The 17,757-nt window shown below is 66.9% G+C and carries 16 protein-coding genes and 1 pseudogene; 10 read left to right on the top strand and 7 right to left on the bottom strand.

The window, feature by feature from the left end:
- Window positions 1-54 precede the first annotated feature (54 nt).
- A complete protein-coding gene (locus WS61_RS24085) occupies window positions 55-1,056 on the top strand; it encodes a LysR family transcriptional regulator (RefSeq protein ID WP_059504150.1) in 1,002 nt (333 codons plus the stop codon).
- Window positions 1,057-1,317: 261 nt separating this feature from the next.
- On the opposite strand, the gene argG is transcribed toward WS61_RS24085, so the two are convergent.
- The 3 genes from argG to WS61_RS24070 all read right to left on the bottom strand — a co-directional run bounded on the left by argG (window position 1,318) and on the right by WS61_RS24070 (window position 5,779).
- Entirely contained in the window at window positions 1,318-2,655 is a 1,338-nt protein-coding gene (gene argG, locus WS61_RS24080; RefSeq protein WP_006496064.1) for an argininosuccinate synthase, read from the bottom strand.
- A gap of 317 nt (window positions 2,656-2,972) precedes the next feature.
- On the bottom strand, window positions 2,973-4,043 hold the full coding sequence (locus WS61_RS24075; protein WP_059504148.1) for an FUSC family protein: 1,071 nt from the start codon (window positions 4,041-4,043) through the stop codon (window positions 2,973-2,975).
- A gap of 203 nt (window positions 4,044-4,246) precedes the next feature.
- Window positions 4,247-5,779: a sensor domain-containing diguanylate cyclase gene (locus WS61_RS24070; protein ID WP_059504146.1), complete on the bottom strand. Its 1,533-nt coding sequence runs from the start codon at window positions 5,777-5,779 to the stop codon at window positions 4,247-4,249.
- 579 nt (window positions 5,780-6,358) lie between these two features.
- On the opposite strand from WS61_RS24070, the gene WS61_RS24065 reads away from it, so the two are divergent.
- The 4 genes from WS61_RS24065 (at window position 6,359) to WS61_RS24050 (ending at window position 10,400) form a co-directional block, all read left to right on the top strand.
- Complete coding sequence (locus WS61_RS24065) at window positions 6,359-7,894, top strand: amino acid permease (protein WP_059504144.1); 1,536 nt, start codon at window positions 6,359-6,361, stop codon at window positions 7,892-7,894.
- Window positions 7,895-8,156: 262 nt separating this feature from the next.
- Window positions 8,157-8,402, top strand: coding sequence for a DUF3717 domain-containing protein (locus WS61_RS24060; protein ID WP_034205373.1), 246 nt, complete (start codon window positions 8,157-8,159; stop codon window positions 8,400-8,402).
- Between the two features lie 167 nt (window positions 8,403-8,569).
- The gene (locus WS61_RS24055; RefSeq protein WP_059504142.1) at window positions 8,570-9,487 is read left to right on the top strand and encodes a LysR family transcriptional regulator; all 918 of its coding nucleotides are present in this window, start codon (window positions 8,570-8,572) and stop codon (window positions 9,485-9,487) included.
- Window positions 9,488-9,596: 109 nt separating this feature from the next.
- Complete coding sequence (locus WS61_RS24050; RefSeq protein ID WP_059504140.1) at window positions 9,597-10,400, top strand: alpha/beta fold hydrolase; 804 nt, start codon at window positions 9,597-9,599, stop codon at window positions 10,398-10,400.
- Between the two features lie 40 nt (window positions 10,401-10,440).
- On the opposite strand, the gene WS61_RS24045 is transcribed toward WS61_RS24050, so the two are convergent.
- Both WS61_RS24045 and WS61_RS24040 read right to left on the bottom strand, forming a co-directional pair.
- Window positions 10,441-10,794, bottom strand: a complete 354-nt coding sequence (locus WS61_RS24045; protein ID WP_059504137.1) for a hypothetical protein — start codon at window positions 10,792-10,794, stop codon at window positions 10,441-10,443.
- A 276-nt stretch (window positions 10,795-11,070) separates the two neighbouring features.
- Entirely contained in the window at window positions 11,071-11,691 is a 621-nt protein-coding gene (locus WS61_RS24040) for a TetR/AcrR family transcriptional regulator (RefSeq protein WP_059504135.1), read from the bottom strand.
- Window positions 11,692-11,786: 95 nt separating this feature from the next.
- On the opposite strand from WS61_RS24040, the gene WS61_RS24035 reads away from it, so the two are divergent.
- A complete protein-coding gene (locus WS61_RS24035; protein WP_059504132.1) occupies window positions 11,787-13,028 on the top strand; it encodes a glycosyltransferase in 1,242 nt (413 codons plus the stop codon).
- 15 nt (window positions 13,029-13,043) lie between these two features.
- Here WS61_RS24035 and hutC read toward each other — a convergent pair whose 3' ends face one another.
- On the bottom strand, window positions 13,044-13,739 hold the full coding sequence (gene hutC / locus WS61_RS24030; protein ID WP_034205366.1) for a histidine utilization repressor: 696 nt from the start codon (window positions 13,737-13,739) through the stop codon (window positions 13,044-13,046).
- A 201-nt stretch (window positions 13,740-13,940) separates the two neighbouring features.
- A pseudogene (locus WS61_RS35795) lies at window positions 13,941-14,121 on the bottom strand (porin); the annotation flags it as partial.
- A 425-nt stretch (window positions 14,122-14,546) separates the two neighbouring features.
- On the opposite strand from WS61_RS35795, the gene WS61_RS24020 reads away from it, so the two are divergent.
- The 4 genes from WS61_RS24020 to WS61_RS24005 all read left to right on the top strand — a co-directional run bounded on the left by WS61_RS24020 (window position 14,547) and on the right by WS61_RS24005 (window position 17,694).
- Window positions 14,547-15,320 carry an ABC transporter substrate-binding protein gene (locus tag WS61_RS24020; protein ID WP_059504128.1) on the top strand — a complete coding sequence of 258 codons (774 nt, stop codon included), beginning with the start codon at window positions 14,547-14,549 and terminating at the stop codon, window positions 15,318-15,320.
- A gap of 173 nt (window positions 15,321-15,493) precedes the next feature.
- Entirely contained in the window at window positions 15,494-16,183 is a 690-nt protein-coding gene (locus WS61_RS24015) for an ABC transporter permease (RefSeq protein ID WP_059504127.1), read from the top strand.
- A complete protein-coding gene (locus WS61_RS24010) occupies window positions 16,180-16,893 on the top strand; it encodes an ABC transporter permease (protein ID WP_059504125.1) in 714 nt (237 codons plus the stop codon). The genes WS61_RS24015 and WS61_RS24010 overlap by 4 nt, the downstream gene beginning before the upstream one ends.
- Window positions 16,894-16,926: 33 nt before the next feature.
- The gene (locus WS61_RS24005; RefSeq protein ID WP_059504123.1) at window positions 16,927-17,694 is read left to right on the top strand and encodes an ABC transporter ATP-binding protein; all 768 of its coding nucleotides are present in this window, start codon (window positions 16,927-16,929) and stop codon (window positions 17,692-17,694) included.
- The last annotated feature ends 63 nt before the right edge of the window (window positions 17,695-17,757 follow it).

The raw sequence follows: 17,757 nt of genomic DNA, 5'->3' as shown, positions 1-17,757 counted from the left end.
GGCACGGTGCGCGAACGCGCGCCGCGGCATATCGCAACCACGCAGAGGTGTTGGGTGGACAATCCGATCCGCGCGATGCGCATCTTCACGCGCATCGTCGAAATGAACAGCTTTACGCGCGCGGCGCAGGCGCTCGGCATTTCGCGCGCCACCGCGACGCGCACCGTGCAGGAGCTCGAAGCGGCGCTCGGCATGCCGTTGCTGGTGCGTACGACGCGCGCGTTGCGGGCGACGCCCGAAGGCGACGCGTACTACCGGCGCTGCGTCAGCATCACGGCGGACGTCGACGAACTCGAAGCCAGCATCCGCGGCGCCGCGCTGCATCCGAGCGGGCCGTTGCGCGTCGAGTTGCCGGCGTCGGTGGCGGGCGCGATCGTATTGCCGGCGCTCGGCGAATTCAACGCACGGCATCCCGATCTCGAACTGATGCTCGCCGTGGCCGGGCGCGCGGTCGATCGTATCGGCGACGCGATCGACTGCAGTATCCGACTCGGTGCGCTGCCCGATTCGTCGCTCGTCGCGCGCCGGCTCGGCTCGCTCGAGCGCGTGACGTGCGCGAGCCCCGCGTATCTCGACCGCTTCGGCGTGCCGCGCACGCCCGACGATCTGGGCGCGCATCGCGCGGTAGGCGCGTCGCACGTGTTCGGCCAGCGTCCGGCCGAGCTCGAGTTCGCGGTGGACGACGCCGTGCGCAAGGTGCGGCTCGACGGCATCGTCGGCGTGGACGACGAGCAGGCGTATCTCGCATGCGGCGTGCACGGCCTCGGGCTGATCCAGCCGACGCGCGTCGCCGCGCAGCCGCTGATCGAGGCCGGGCGATTGCGGGAGGTGCTGCCGCGTTGGCAGCCCGATGCGCTCGCCGTGTCGGCCGTCTACGTGAAGCGCCCGCATGTATCGCCCGGCGTGCGCGCGTTCGTCGACTGGATTGCGGAGCGTTTCGTGCAGGCCGTGAAGGAACACATGGGGCTGGCGGCGGCGGGGGCAGTGGGGTGGCGGCCGGCGCAGGCAGTCGTCGCTGCGTGCGACCGTTATGGCGGGCTGGTAGCGGTGGCCTGACGGCGGTATGGGGCCGGCAAGCCGTCAAACGGTTGCGAGGCGGAATGTACTGGCCATCCGATCCTGCTCCCGAGCCGACAGCTTGCCATGACCGGCGCGGCGATGCAGTGCCGGCGATGCGTCACGCGGCGGGATGCGAATGCGGAAGGAAGGGGAAAGGCGGGGGAGGCGGCAGGCTGCATGCGTAATGAGGCGCCACACGTGCAGCCTGCCCGACCGTGCCGCATGCAAGCGATGCGACACGGCGTCGAACGAAGCGACTTACTTGTCGCCGTCGCCCTTGATCTGCGGCAGTGCCGACGCTTCGCCCGGCGTCAGCAGCCCGACTTGCGAATACACGCGCAGCTTGTCGCGCGTATCGGTGATGTCGAGGTTGCGCATCGTCAGCTGGCCGATCCGGTCGCGCGGCGAGAACGTCGACGCAACCTTCTCCATCGACAGGCGCTCCGGCTGATACGTGAGGTTCGGCGACTTCGTGCTCAGGATCGAGTAGTCGTTGCCGCGGCGCAGTTCGATCTTCACTTCGCCGGTGATCGCGCGTGCGACCCAGCGTTGCGCGGTTTCGCGCAGCATGATCGCCTGCGGGTCGAACCAGCGGCCCTGGTACAGCAGGCGGCCGAGGCGGCGGCCGTTTTCGCGGTACTGCTCGATCGTGTCTTCGTTGTGGATGCCGGTGACGAGACGCTCGTACGCGATGTACAGCAGCGCGAGGCCCGGAGCTTCGTAGATGCCGCGGCTCTTCGCCTCGATGATGCGGTTCTCGATCTGGTCGCTCATGCCGAGGCCGTGGCGGCCGCCGATGCGGTTCGCCTCGAGCAGCAGCTCGACCTGATCCTTGAACTCGACGCCGTTCAGCGCGACCGGCTGGCCGGCTTCGAAGCGCACCGTCACTTCCTCGGCGGCGATCTTCACGTCGTCGCGCCAGAACGCGACGCCCATGATCGGGTTCACGATCTTGATGCCGCTTTCGAGGCTTTCCAGATCCTTCGCCTCGTGCGTCGCGCCGAGCAGGTTCGAATCGGTCGAATACGCCTTCTCGGCCGACATCTTGTACGCGAAGCCGGCCTGGTTCATGAATTCGGACATTTCGGCGCGGCCGCCGAGCTCGTCGATGAACGTCTGGTCGAGCCAGGGCTTGTAGATCTTCAGATCCGGATTCACGAGCAGGCCGTAGCGGTAGAAGCGCTCGATGTCGTTGCCCTTGTACGTGCTGCCGTCGCCCCAGATGTTGACGCCGTCTTCCTTCATCGCGGCGACGAGCATCGTGCCTGTCACGGCGCGGCCGATCGGCGTCGTGTTGAAGTACGTGACGCCGGCGGTCGTGATGTGGAACGCGCCGCTTTGCAGCGCCGCGATGCCTTCGGCGACGAGCTGCGCGCGGCAGTCGATCAGGCGGGCGCCGGCTGCGCCGTATTCGATCGCGCGTTTCGGGATCGCGTCGTAATCGTCTTCGTCGGGCTGGCCGAGGTTCGCCGTGTATGCGTACGGGACGGCGCCCTTCAGTTTCATCCAGTGCAGCGCGGCGCTGGTGTCCAGGCCGCCGGAGAAGGCGATACCGACCTTCTGGCCGGTCGGGAGGCTTTCGAGAATCGTGCTCATAGGAATTACCGTGGATTGAAGCCGGTGGGATCGTATTTCGCGGAATATGCGAGTATCGGCTGTCCGGGAAGATGGGGCAAGGGTTGATTTTGGTGCGGCACCGTCGTCGCGCCCGTCGCGGCGGGCCTGACGGGCGGTTAACCGGCTGGAGAACCGCCTGCGGAACGGCGTCGTAGCGCCGCCGAAACACGTGCGGACGAGCCACGGGCCGGCCGGATTTCCGGGGCCGGATCGGCCGTCGAGCCGGGCGCGGTTGCCAGCGCGTCGCCTTGCTGTGCTGAAAGGCATATGAAAGGCTGGCGCGTGAAACCGGGGCTTCAGATATTCCACGACCGCGCGGTATCGAGCAGCCGCTCCCGCAACTGGTCGACTTCGCCGGCCAGCTTGGCCGTGATCGACACGTAGCCGGACAACTGCGGCGGCACCGCGTCGTGCGGCGCGTCGGCCGGCCGGCGGCGCGGCGCGAGCCGGCTCGGCGTGCCGAACTTGAGCGCGCGGCTCGCGCCGACCAGCGTGTCGCGGATGCGCCGGTTCACCGTCTTCATCTCGACGCGCATGTATTCGCGGGCCGCCGCGTCGTCGTGGGCCGGCAGCGCGCTCGACAGGATCTCCAGATAGCCGATGCACAGGCGCAGGCTGCGCTGGATCGCCTCGAGTTGCGCCATCGACGTTTCGCATTCCTTCGCCACCGACGGCATCAGCGAGCGCAACTGCACGAGCAGCGCGCTCAGCGCGGCCATTTCCTTCAGGTGCGCGTCGTCGCTCACGTGGCGGTCGCCCGCGAGCCGCGCATGCACGGCCGCGCACGCGCGCAGCGCGTCGGCGAGCTTGTAGCGCCACGAATAGGTCGCGTAGAGCGGCAGCGCGAACGAGAACGCGAGCGCGATCGCGATGCCGGCCAGCACGTTCACCGCGCGCCACAGGCCGTCGACGATCTCGTTGTCGCCGTGCCCGGCGACGATCACCATCGTGATCGCCGACAGCAGCGCGATGTAGCCGGCCTTGCCGATCGCGTGATACGCGCAGACGCCGCACCCGACGGCCATCAGCAGGTAGATCGCGAACGGCGCGTGCAGGAACGAGTAGAGGAGGATCAGCCCGAGCCCCGCCAGTGCGCCGATCGATGTGCCGAGCGCGCGCTCGGCCGCCTTCTTGCGGATGTTGCCGTGGTGCTGCAGCCCGCCGACGACGATCAGCACGGTGATTGTCGACCATTCGCCATGCGGCACGTTCAACCCCGTGGACAGCGCGATCGACACGAGAATCGCGAGCGCGACGCGCGCCGCATGGATCAGCTTCGCATGCCGGTAGCGGCGATACGGGTCGAGCAGCGGGCGAAGCGCGTGGCGCACGAGCGGTGGCAGGCGGGTGGGGAGCGGGGCGGTCATGGCGGAGCTGAGGGTGGCCGGAACGCGCACGGCGGCTCGCGCGGGCCGGCGCCGCGCCGCATGCGCAGCTGACGTAACGCTAGCCGAACGCGCGCGGGCTGTCCACGGCGCGGCCGCCGAGCGGGGCGGCAGGCGGCCGCATCGGATCACGCGGCTGGTCGTATCGAGGCGAATCAAGGTGCATCGCGGCGCATCGAGGCGCGTCACGCGTCGGCTGCGCTCGACTGCGCATCCAGCACGCGGTTGCGGCCGCCTGACTTCGCGCGGTACAGCGCTTCGTCGGCGCGACGCAGCAGCGTCGCGGCGTTCATCCGGCCGTCGGCGGCGGTGGCCGTGCCGATGCTGGCCGTGACGCGCCCGTACGGACTTTTCACGTGTTCGATGTCGAGCCCCGCGATCGCGCGCCGGATGCCTTCCGCGACGGTCGCCGCGCCCGGCGCGTCGGTGTCGGGCAGCGTGACGACGAATTCCTCGCCGCCGTAGCGCGCAACGTGATCGCCGTCGCGGCGCAGGCAGCGCGACAGCGACTGCGCGACCTGGCGCAGCACGTCGTCGCCGGCCGGGTGGCCATAGTAGTCGTTGAACGCCTTGAAGTGATCGACGTCGACGAACAGCACGGACAACGGGCGGCCGCTGCGCGACGCGCGCTGCGCCTCCTTCGCGAGTACCGTGTCGAACGTGCCGCGGTTGTCGAGGCCTGTCAGCGAATCGGTGTGCGCGAGCCGGTACAGCTTCGATTCGGCCTCCTGCCGGCGCTTCAGCTCGCGCGACAGCGCGAGCGAGCCCCACGCGATGAACGCCGTGAACAGGCCCATCAGCACGACGGTCCAGATCGCGCGGTGGTACCACGACGCGTAGATGTCGATCTCGGCGGGCGCGACGTCGACGATCAGCGGCAGCCCGGCGAGATGCTTGTACACATAGATGCGCCGCACGCCGTCGATGGCGCCGACGCCGGCCAGCTCGCCGTTGCGGCTGCGCTGCGCGTCGATGAACAGCGGCGAGTCGTGCAGATCGAGGCCGACCACCCGCGAGTCGTACGGCAGGCGCGACACGAGCGTGCCGCTTTCCTCGACGATCGCCGCGCTGCCGTGCCGGCCGACCGCGAGGCCGTCGAGCAGTGCGCGGAAGTAGTCGATGCTGAGCGTGCCGACGACGACGCCGCCGAACCTGCCGTCGGGCCGGGTGATCCGGCGGCTCAGCGCGATCGTCAGCGCGCCGCCGCGCAGCCGCGACGCGTACGGCCGGCTGATGTAGAGGCCGGGGACGAGCCGGTCGCGATGCACGGTGAAATAGTCGCGGTCGGCGAAATTGCCTTGCCGTGCGGGCGATGCACTGGAATCGATCGCGATATTGCCGTGCGCATCCATCACGAAAATCGAGCCGAGATAGGCGCCGGTCGCCGCGCGGTCGAACAGCAGCCGGTGGCGTTGGCGCGGCGGCAATGTCGTCAATTCCGGATCGGCCACGCCGTCGACGACGTTTTGCAGCGACAAATCGTAGAGTTCGATATTGCGCGCAATATCGCGTTCGATCAGCAGCATCAGGTTGCGCGCATTTTCGACCGCATGGTCATACGCGTCGCGCCGTGCCTCGATCAAGAGCGACGTGGAAAGTCCCCAACTGAACATCAGCAGGACGATACCCGCCACGAGCACGCCGCGGGGCGACAGAATGCGTGCCACGATCGACGCGGTATGGCGGCGCAGCGTGGCGGGCAGCGGGAATGACTTCATCCTCGGGGGTGGCGGGCGGCGGGTACTCGCGTGGTTGGCGATTCCGTACGCTGATTATTTCGAATTAATCGTCATTATCCCGCGAATTCCTGAATTTCGTGGGCACATGCAAAACATGCATGCGAAGACGGCGATTCGAAACGGTTACGCATCATTACCGCTTTGTGCGCGGGCAATTTGATTTGAATCAATGACCAGTATCGGCTTTTTCGTCTGATTAATGGCGCGTCGATCGGTCGATTTTGCGTATTGACGCGGTATTTGGCGGATCGGGACAGGATCGGGTGCCGCCGACGAGAAATGAAAAATCGAATGACCCGGACGTAATCGGTTTTTGGGCGACGGCATGCGGCGGCCGAAGCGGCCAACCCGTCGATTCCGCGAAATCTCCGGCGTGGCGGCGCTCGGGGCGACCTTGGCTGTCCGCCTGTCGAATCAGGTAGAATCCGCGCTTCGCCGCAGGCGCCCGCCGCGCAACGCGTATCGGGGCCGCATCGAATGCATCGCAGGACGCGCACCGCGCTCCGATTCCGCATGCGCCGGCCACGGATGCCGGCCCGCTCAACGTTCGTCTCGTTTATGTCCGCCATTCCGAATTCCGACCCATCCGGTTCGCCCGCGAACCCACCCAAGCTTCATCGCGCGCTGAAGGCGCGCCACCTGACGATGATCGCCATCGGCGGCTCGATCGGCACGGGCCTGTTCGTCGCGTCCGGCGCCTCGATCTCGCAGGCCGGCCCCGGCGGCGCGATGGTCGCGTACATGCTGATCGGCCTGATGGTCTACTTCCTGATGACGAGCCTCGGCGAGATGGCCGCGTTCATGCCGGTGTCGGGCTCGTTCGCGACCTACGGCGCGAAATACGTGGACGAAGGCTTCGGCTTCGCGCTCGGCTGGAACTACTGGTACAACTGGGCGGTGACGATCGCGGTGGAGCTCGTCGCGGCGCAGCTCGTGATGCACTACTGGTTTCCGGACGTGCCGGGCGTGTGGTGGAGCGCGGCGTTCCTCGCCGTGATGTTCCTGCTCAATGCGCTCACCGTGCGCGGTTTCGGCGAAGCCGAATACTGGTTCGCGCTGATCAAGGTCGTCACCGTGGTCGCGTTCATCGGCGTCGGCCTGCTGATGATCTTCGGCATTCTGAAGGGCGCGCCGGCCAACGGCTGGGGCAACCTGACGATCGGCGACGCGCCGTTCGCCGGCGGCTTGCCGGCGCTGATGGGCGTCGCGATGATCGCGGGCTTCTCGTTTCAGGGCACCGAACTGATCGGCGTCGCGGCCGGCGAATCGGAAAACCCGCGCACGACGATTCCGCGCGCGGTGCGCCAGGTGTTCTGGCGGATCCTGCTGTTCTACGTGTTCGCGATCTTCGTGATCGGCGTGCTGATTCCGTATACCGACCCGAACCTGCTGAAGACGGACGTGACCGACATCGGCGTGAGTCCGTTTACGCTCGTGTTCCGCCACGCGGGCCTCGCGTTCGCGGCCGGCGTGATGAACGCGGTGATCCTGACGGCCGTGCTGTCGGCCGGCAACTCGGGCATGTACGCGTCGACGCGGATGCTCTACAACCTCGCCACCGAAGGCCGCGCGCCGAAGGTGTTCGCGAAGCTGTCGCCGGGCGGCGTGCCGCGCAATGCGCTGTATGCGACCACCGCCGTCGGCGCGCTGTGCTTCTTCACGTCGCTGTACGGCGACAAGACCGTCTACCTGTGGCTGCTGAACACGTCGGGGATGACGGGCTTCATCGCGTGGCTCGGCATCGCGGTCAGCCACTACCGGTTCCGCAAGGGCTACGTGAAGCAGGGTTATGCGCTCGACCAGTTGCCGTACCAGTCGAAGTGGTTTCCGTTCGGCCCGCTGTTCGCGTTCGTGCTGTGCCTCGTGATCGCGCTCGGCCAGGATTACCAGGCGTTCCTCGCGAACCGGATCGACTGGGCCGGTGTAGCCGCGACCTATGTCGGCATTCCGCTGTTCGTCGTCGTGTGGCTCGGCTACCGGTTCCTGAAGAAGAGCCGGTTCGTGCGCTACGAGGACATGGAGATCGCGCCGTGGGTCGCCGCGAATCGCGGCGCGCAGCGGCAGCCGGTGGCGAACCGCGAAACCGCGGGCTGACGCGCCGGCGCGGCAGCGGCCGCGCGACGGACGACGAAACGGGAAGCCGCGCGCTTCCCGTTTTTTTTGCCCGGCTTTTGCCTGCACGGGGTCAAAGCCGGTTATATTGCCCGACCCTACCGGGCCGCAGCCCGGCCGGCGCGACAGGCGTAGCGCGGATCGGCATCCGGCGCGCGCGGCGCGGCGGCCGGCGAACGGCCCGGCGTTTTCATCGTTCCATCCGGGCCGGCACGGCCCGCGAGCGCGCAACCCAGAGGAATTCATGAGTGCATCACCCGCCGAGCGGAAGGCCGGACCCGTTTCCATCGTGCGAATCGAAGCCGCGATCAACGCGTGGCGCGAAGTGTACCCGCCGGCGCCGGACGGCGAGGACGGCTACGCGCTCGACGCCGGCAGCAACTGCCTGGCCGAGCTGTACGGCACGATGATCTGCTATCGATTGCCCGACGTGCCGCTCGACTCGCTGAGCCACGAGCAGCGCGATGCGCTGTACGCGACCGAGGTGTGATGCGCGGTCGCGCCGCCGCCGCAAGGCGGCGATGAAACGACGGGAAGCGCGCAGGCTTCCCGTTTTGCTTTGGGCGGCGCACGTGGCGATCGGCCCTGCCTGCGGTATCGTGGCGGCATCATCCGGCCGGGGTTGGGCGCCGGATCGCTCGCCGGGAGGCATCGAACATGGAGTTGAGACACCTCCGCTACTTCGTCGCGGTGGCCGAAGAGCGGAATTTCACGCGGGCGGCGGAACGGCTGCATATCGCGCAACCGCCGCTGAGCCGGCAGATCCAGCAGCTCGAGGAAGCGCTCGGCGTATCGCTGTTCGAGCGCAACGCGCGGCCGCTGAAGCTGACCGACGCGGGGCGCTTCTTCTATTCGCACGCGGTGCAACTGCTCGCGCAGACCACCGAACTCGAATCGATGACGAAGCGGGTCGGCAAGATCGAGCGCAGCATGTCGGTCGGCTTCGTCGGCTCGACGCTGTACGGGATGCTGCCGAAGATCATCCGGCGGTTTCGCAGCGAATATCCGGCCGTCGAGCTGAGCCTGCACGAGATGTCGACGATGGACCAGATCAAGGCGCTGAAGGAAGGGCGCATCGACGTCGGGTTCGGGCGCATCCGCCACGAGGATCCGAGCGTGCGGCGCGTCGTGCTGCGCGAGGAACGGATGATCGTCGCGCTGCCGGTTGGCCACGTGCTCGACAGCGCGAAGCCCGTGCTGTCGCTGCACGATCTCGTGAACGACACGCTGATCATCTTTCCGAAGGCGCCGCGCCCGAGCTATGCGGACCAGGTGCTCGCGGCCTTCCACGATCGCGCGCTGCAACCGCGCAGAATCTACGAAACGCGCGAATTGCAGATCGCGCTCGGCCTCGTCGCGATGGGCGAGGGTGTGTCGGTCGTGCCGCATAGCGTGTACGGGCTGAAGCGCGACGACATCAGCTACAAGCCGCTCGACGATCCGAACCTCGTGTCGCCGATCATCATGAGCATGCGCGCGCTCGATGAATCCGAGGACATCCGCGCGATGCAGGCACTGATCTACCGGTTGTACGACGAAGCGCAGATGGAGTATCTGCCGCCGCAGCCCGAATGAGCGCGTGGGTGGCAGGGGCTTGCTTGACGCGGTGCGCGCCGGCAGGCCACCATGGCCGGATTCGATGCGGCCGCCGGCGGGCGGCCGCTTTCATGCAGACGACCGACACATGACCGATATCGTGACCGAGGAGACAACCGTCGAGACGCCACAAGGGCGGCTCTTTGCGAAACGCTGGCGAGCGGCTCCGGCTCCCGCGCGGCACACGGCTGAGCCGATCGTGCTGCTGCACGATTCGCTCGGCTGCGTCGACTTGTGGCGCGACTTTCCCGCCAAGCTCGCGCGCGTCACGCAGCGCGACGTGATCGCCTACGACCGCCTCGGTTTCGGCCGTTCGGATCGCCATCCGGGCAAGCTCGGCACGGCGTTCGTGCGCGACGAGGCCGACCGTGCATTCGCTGCGGTACTGGAACGGTTCGGCGTCGATGCGTTCGTCGCATTCGGCCACAGCGTCGGCGGCGGGATGGCGGTCGGTTGTGCGGCCGCGTATCCGGCGCGTTGCCGCGCGCTCGTGACGGTCGCTGTGCAGGCATTCGTCGAGGATCGCACGCTGGCCGGCATTCGCGACGCGGGGCGGCAGTTCGACGAGCCGGGGCAGCTCGACCGGCTCGCGCGCTATCACGGCGACAAGGCCGAATGGGTGCTGCACGCGTGGGTCGACACGTGGCTGTCGCCGGCGTTCCGCGACTGGACGCTCGACGACGACTTGCCGCGCGTGCAGTGCGCGACGCTCGCGATTCACGGCGAAGACGACGAATACGGGTCCGACGTGCATCCGAAGCGGATCGCCGCGCGCGTCGCCGGGCCGTCGTCGTTCCTGTTGCTCGCCCGCTGCGGACACATGCCGCACCGCGAGCGAACCGACGACGTGCTGGCCGCCGTCGCGACGTTCCTGCGCGACGCACCCGCCTGAGCGCGCTCGCCATTCCCGGCGGGTGTGCGCCCGCCGGCCGTCAGAACGAAAGCTGGATCGCGAGATCGATCGCCAGCAGCGCGATCGAGCAGCCGATGCCGAGGATCACGTTCGGCAAGCGGTGCTCGAAATCGCGATGATCCTTGCGCATCGCGGCGCCGAGCAGGAAGATCGCCTCGACGACGATCTGCAGCCCGACGAACAGCAGCATCAGCAGATACTCGTAGCCCATCTGCTTGAACGCGACGAATTGCATCCCGTGATCGCGGATCCACTGGCCGACGCGCAGCAGTTCGTAGACGAACAGCAACGCAGGGAACAGGTAACTGACGATGTAGGTCGGCGCGGTGGCGTGCCGTAGTTCGAGGTGGAAGTGCTGATGCGTGGTAGCCATCACAACCCTCCTTGCAACGCATGATTGCGGTCGCGACGGCGGCGCGATCGCATGCATACGTCGGGGTTTGCCCGATGCACAGTGCGCAGCCGTACGGCATCAGCATACTGCTGCGCGGGAAATTTCGCATGCGATGCGTGCGAGCGTCGTAAAAATGCCGATGCGGGGGCACACATTCGCACGATACGGCGTGTCGTCCGGCGGTGCGGCATGCGATCCACCTGGCCGCCGCCATGCCCGATACCGTTCCCGAATGCGTGGCGTGAACGCGATGCGTCAGCTTTTCGCTTCCGCGCCTTCGATGAACAGCTTCGCGACCGACTGAAACTCCCGTTTCAACGACAGCCCCGGCACGGTCAGCCAGCGCAGCATGGCGGCGAGATACAGATGATGGAACCAGGTTGCGAGCTGATCGGCCCGCAGCGTGCGGTTCAGTTCGCCGGCCTGCTGCCCGGCGACGATCAGTTGCTGCCACACCGATGCGATATCGCTGCCGTTCTCTCCCGCACGCTCCGGTTCGGCTGCGCCGATGCTCAGGAAGCGGTGTCGAAGGTATGCGAGCAGGTACGCCGGATGTCCCTCGCACCATTCGGCTGACGCGTCGAGCACGCAGCCGATGCGCGACGCGAAGGTCTTGCGCCGCGCGACGTCGTGCTGCAGATGCGCGAGATCGCGCGCGAGTTCGCCTTCGAGCCAGTGCGCGAGCACGGCTTCCTTCGTCGGAAAGTGGTTGTACAGCGTGCGCTTCGCGACATCGGCCTGCGCGGCGATCTGCTCCATCGTGACGGCGTCGTAGCCGTGCGCATCGAACAGGCGCGCGCCGGTCGCGGCGAGATGCGCGAGCATCTGGATGCGTTTGCGTGCGCGGCGGCCCGGATCGTCGGTCGGAATCGTCATGGCAGGGGATTGACTGAAAGTGTGCGGATTGCATTAGTATACGACGTGCACTTTTTTGAATCCAACCTTTTCCGTCGTGCACGAGGAGCTTCCGCATGAAACTCGTCATCGCCACCTACGGCACCGAAGGCGACACGCGTCCGCTCGCGGCGCTGGGCCGCGCGCTGCTGGATGCCGGTCATGACGTCCGGCTGCTGGCCGATGCGGCGACGCTCGGCTCGGCCGCCGCGCTCGGCGTGCCGTCGGCGCCGCTGTCCGGCGATATCCGTCGCGCGATTGCGCCGGACGGCGCGCTGGCCGATGCGGTGCGCGGGCGCGGCGGCTTCAACGATACGTCGAAGGCGCTCGCCGCGATCGCGAATGCGAACACGGCCGCATGGATGCGCGAAGTCGCGGACGCGTCGGCCGGGTGCGATGCGCTTCTCGTGTCGGGGCTCGCGTCGTTCGTCGGGTTGTCGGTCGCCGAGTATCGCCGCATACCGGCGATCGGCACGGGCATGATCCCGATCACGCCGACCGCCGAATTTGCGTCGCCGTTCCTGCCGCCGGGGAAGCTGCCGCGCTGGCTGAATCGCGCGAGCCATCGGCTCGTGAATGCGTTGCTGTGGCACGCGTTCAGGAAGTCGACCAATGCCGCGCGCGCGAGCGTATGCGGATTGCCGCCGCGCAAGCACGTGTGGACCGATCATCCGATGCTGTATGGCGTATCGCCGGCGCTGCTGTCCGGCCCGGCGGACTGGCCGGCGAACGTGCATGCATGCGGCCAGTGGCGGATCGATGCACGTGCGTGGTCGCCGCCACCGGAACTGTCGGCGTTTCTCGACGCGGGCGAACCGCCTGTGTACGTCGGGTTCGGCAGCATGGCCGGCTTCGATCGTGCGGCGATGGCCGCGGCGCTCACGCAGGCGCTGGCCGGCCGACGCGCGCTGTTCTATCCGGGCTGGAGCGGCGTCGATGCAGCGCTGCTGCCGGCGCACGTTCGCGTGATCGGCGACATGCCGCACGACTGGCTGTTCCCGCGTGTCGCGATGGCGATTCATCACGGCGGGTCGGGCACCACGCACTCGGCCGCGCGCGCCGGCATTCCGTCGGTGGTCGTGCCGTTCGCGGGCGATCAGTTTTTCTGGGCGAACCGGCTGCAACGGCTCGGTGTCGCGGCTGCGCCGGTCGCGGGGCGGCGCGTGGACGCCGCCGCGCTGGCGCGCGCGATCGCATTTGCCGAACGGGGCGAGACGAAGACGCGTGCGACGCAACTCGGTGCGCGCCTCGCGCAAGAGGACGGGTTGAAGCGGGCCGTCAGTGCGATCGAACGCTGGGGGCAACCGCGCGCGACGTGAGCGCGCGCACTGGCATCAGAAATGCCCGGTGAACCGGTAGCGGCTGCCCGGATGCCACAGATTCGCGACCGACGCGACCATCCCCTGCGACCACGTGCGCCGATGCAGCAGCAGGCACGGCTCGCGATCGTCCATCGTCAGATGGCGGCGCGTTTCGGCGTCGGGCATCGCGGCCTCGATCCGGTATTCGACACGCTGCAGCGGCGCGACGCGCGTCAGGTACTGGTTCGGCGTCGTGGTCGTGAAGTCCTGCAGCGCGTATTCGGGCGCGCAGGCCGGATTGACCCAGCGTTCCTCGAGCTGCACGGGCGTGTCGTTCTCGAAATGCAGCACGCGCGAATGGAAGATCGGGCTGCCGGTGTCGAGCTGCAGCTCGTCGGCGAGTTTCGCATCGGCGACGGCCGCGCCGACCTGCAGCACCTGCGCGCGATAGCCGTGGCCGCGCGCGGCGACTTCGTCGGAGATGCTGCGGATCGCGACGAGCGTCGATTCGTATTTCGGCGACGCGACATAGGTGCCGGAGCCGCGCGTGCGCGTGAGTACCTGTTCGGCCGTCAGCTCGCGCAGCGCGCGGTTGACGGTCATGCGCGCGACGTTGAATTCGCGCGCGAGCTCGTTCTCCGACGGCACCTGGTCGCCTTCGGCCCATTCGCCGGCATGAATGCGCGCGAGGATGAAGTCCTTGATTTCCTGATAGATCGGTGTGGTCATGGGATCGCGATTTCAGAGTCGGCAGCGGGCCGCCGCCGGATGCCGATCCGGCGCGCGCCCGGCGCCGAGTGTACCGGTTTCGCGGACGCGCTGGCCCGGATGCCCCGAATGATCCCCGTTCGGCCGGCGCGCGTCCATGCGGGATTGCACAGGGCGGCCGGCCTGCGGCGGGCTGCTTGCGGTCGGAGCCGATGCCGGATGCCGATCGCCGGCATGCGCGCGGCGGCCGAACATCGTGTTTCGATAGGACTGCGTTACATTTTCAGGTTGAAGCCGCTTTCGACGCGAAACTGCGCATGCAGACCGCCACCAAGATCCTCATTGCCGCTGCTCAGCCCGAAGACCGTATTCGACAGAGGCCGCTGCCTTGCTGCCACGCGATCCGTCGCGCGTGTCCGTGCGGCAACGCGTATTCGAATCGACGGAAGCGGGGGAGTGCGTGACGCGTGTCACGCGCGGCGGCGGCGGACGCCGGCCAGGGCGGCAACCGGTCGGTGGGGAAATGTCGGTTCGGGTGGTGAAGTCTAGACAACCGACACACACCGTCCGGCCGCCTCCGTACGCCGCGGGAAAGCCGCCTTTCAGCCGGGTGTAATCAATAATTAATTGAAAATTAAGGAAAATCATGCCGGAGATCCTAATCCGCCGACAATTAGAGATAAACACGGATTGCCGGCCTCATCCGTGAAAAGGCAAAGTTGTATGTACAACTTGGAGAATCGCCGAAACAGGCGATTGCCGGTTGCAAGGGTTCACGGCGGCCAGCCCGACCGGAATCCGCCCCAGTTCGCCTTCGACAGGAACGCCATGAAGAAACTCGCGCTCAGTATTGCCCTCGCCTGCCTCGCGGTCGGTGCCCACGCCAAGGATTGGTCGACGATCCGCTTCGGCGTCGACGCCAGCTATCCGCCGTTCGAATCGAAGGACGCAAGCGGCAAGGTCGTCGGCTTCGACGTCGATCTCGGCAACGAGATCTGCGCCCGGCTGAAGGCGAAATGCGTGTGGATCGAGAACGACTTCGACGGGATGATTCCGGCGCTGAAGGCGAAGAAGTTCGACGGCGTGTTGTCGTCGATGTCGATGACGCCGGCGCGCGCCGAACAGATCGCGTTCTCCGACAAGCTGTTCAACACGCCGACGCGCCTCGTCGCGAAGAAGGGCGCCGGCCTGATGCCGACGGCCGAATCGCTGAAGGGCAAGTCGGTCGGCGTCGAGCAGGGCACCATCCAGGAAACCTACGCGAAGGCGTACTGGGCGCCGAAGGGCGTGCAGGTCGTGCCTTACCAGAACCAGGACGGCGTGTACCAGGACCTGATGTCGGGCCGCCTCGACGCGGCGCTGCAGGACGCGGTGCAGGCCGACATCGGCTTCCTGAAGACGCCGCGCGGCGCGAACTTCGACTTCGCCGGCAAGGATCTCGACGATCCGAAGACGCTCGGCAACGGCGCGGGCATCGGCCTGCGCAAGGACGACGCCGATCTGAAGGCGAAGATCGATCGCGCGATCGCCGACATCATCAAGGACGGCACGTACAAGAAGCTCGAGAAGAAGTACTTCGCGTTCGACGTCTACGGCGGCTGACCGCCCAGGCGGCGCGCGTCGCGTGCGGCGCGCCGCCTGCGTTGCCGGATGCCCGACCCTTCGCGGCAGGCATCCGGCTTGATGAGCAGACCGCATCACGTCGTGCGCAGAACTCGTTTGATGCACGGTTAATGGCTATCGACAATCCAGCCACATCGTTCTGGATCCCTCATATGATCTTCCAAGGATTTGGCCCGCTGCTGTGGGCCGGCACGGTCGAGACCGTGAAGCTCGCGGTGCTGTCGCTCGCCGCGTCGCTGATACTGGGCCTCGCGGGCGCGGCCGCGAAACTGTCGGCCAACCGCGGGCTCAAGGCGGTCGGCACGTTCTATACGACGCTGATCCGCGCGGTGCCCGATCTCGTGCTGATGCTGCTGCTGTTCTACGGGATCCAGATCCTGCTGAACGACGCGACCGACCTGCTCGGCTGGGACCAGATCGACATCGATCCGTTCGTGGCCGGCGTCGTGACGCTCGGCTTCATCTACGGCGCGTACTTCACCGAGACGTTCCGCGGCGCGTTCCTCGCGGTGCCGCGCGGCCAGCTCGAAGCCGGCTTCGCGTACGGGATGAGCGGCTGGCGCGTGTTTTACCGGATCCTGTTCCCGCAGATGATGCGCTTCGCGCTGCCGGGCATCGGCAACAACTGGCAGGTGCTCGTGAAGGCCACCGCACTCGTGTCGATCATCGGCCTCGCCGACGTCGTGAAGGCGTCGCAGGACGCCGGCAAGAGCACGCTCGATTTCTTCTTCTTCACGCTGGCCGCGGGTGCGATCTACCTCGCGATCACGACGGTGTCCAACGTCGTGCTGCATCACCTCGAGAAGCGTTATTCCGTCGGCGTCCGGAGGCTCGCACTGTGATCGAACTCGTTGGCCAGTACTGGCAAAGCTATCTCTATTCCGACGGCTACCACTTCAGCGGCCTCGCGATCACGCTGTGGCTGCTGGTCGTGTCGATCGCGTTCGGTTTCGCGCTCGCCGTGCCGCTCGCGATCGCGCGGGCGTCGTCGAACCGCTGGATCTCGGGGCCCGTATGGCTCTATACGTACGTGTTCCGCGGCACGCCGCTCTACGTGCAGCTGCTGATGTGCTACACGGGCATCTACAGCCTGCAGGTGGTGCACGACCACGTGCTGCTCGACACGTTCTTCCGCAATGCGATGAACTGCACGCTGCTCGCGTTCGTGCTGAACGAATGCGCATATGCGACGGAGATCTTCGCGGGCGCGATCAAGGCGACGTCGGCCGGCGAGATCGAGGCCGGGATGGCCTACGGGATGTCGCGCTTCAAGCTGTATACGCGGATCATCCTGCCGTCCGCGCTGCGCCGCTCGCTGCCGAGCTACAGCAACGAAGTGATCCTGATGCTGCACGCGACGACGCTCGCGTTCACCGCGACCGTGCCCGACATCCTGAAGGTCACGCGCGACGTCAATTCGGCCACCTACATGTCGTTCCAGGCCTACGGCATCGCGGCCGTGCTGTACGCCGTCGTCGTGTTCGCGCTCATCTGGGCGTTCCGCAAGCTCGAGACGCGCTGGCTCGCGTACCTCGCGCCGCGCAGCCATTGATGCATTCACAAGATCCGCAACGAAGGACCCAGCATGTACAAGCTTACCGTTGACAACCTGCACAAGAAGTTCGGCGACAACGAGGTGTTGAAGGGCGTGTCGATGAAGGCGAAGGCCGGCGACGTGATCAGCATCATCGGCTCGAGCGGCTCCGGCAAGAGCACGTTCCTGCGCTGCATCAACTTCCTCGAGCAGCCGTGCTCGGGGCAGATCACGATCGGCAGCGAGCCGATCCAGACCACGCGCGATCGCAACGGCTCGTTGCGCGTGGCCGACCAGAAGCAACTGCAGCGGATGCGCACGAAACTCGCGATGGTGTTCCAGCACTTCAACCTGTGGGCGCACATGACGGTGCTCGAGAACGTGATCGAAGCGCCGATGGCTGTGCTCGGCGTCGGCCGTGACGAGGCGATCGCGCGGGCGCGCAAGTATCTGGAGAAGGTCGGCCTCGCGCCGCGCGTCGAAGGCATGTATCCGTCGCACCTGTCGGGCGGCCAGCAGCAGCGTGTCGCGATTGCGCGCGCACTCGCGATGGAGCCGGAAGTGATGCTGTTCGACGAGCCGACGTCGGCCCTCGATCCGGAACTCGTGGGCGAAGTGCTGAAGGTGATGCAGAAGCTCGCCGAGGAAGGCCGCACGATGGTCGTCGTCACGCACGAGATGGGATTCGCGCGCAACGTGTCGAATCATGTGATCTTCCTGCATCAGGGGAAGATCGAGGAAGAGGGCGATCCTCAGCAGATCCTCGTCAATCCGAAGAGCGAGCGGCTCGGGCAGTTTCTGTCGGGGCGGCTGAAGTAAGCCGAGTCTGCGGGTTGCCGCGCAACGCCCGTGAAGCCGCGAAGGCGTCACGGGCGTTGACGA

It is taken from the genome of Burkholderia sp. ABCPW 11 (genome assembly GCF_001523445.1).
Lineage (GTDB): Bacteria > Pseudomonadota > Gammaproteobacteria > Burkholderiales > Burkholderiaceae > Burkholderia.
Note: the sequence above shows the minus strand (reverse complement) of the source record. Positions and strands in the feature narration are given on the sequence as shown.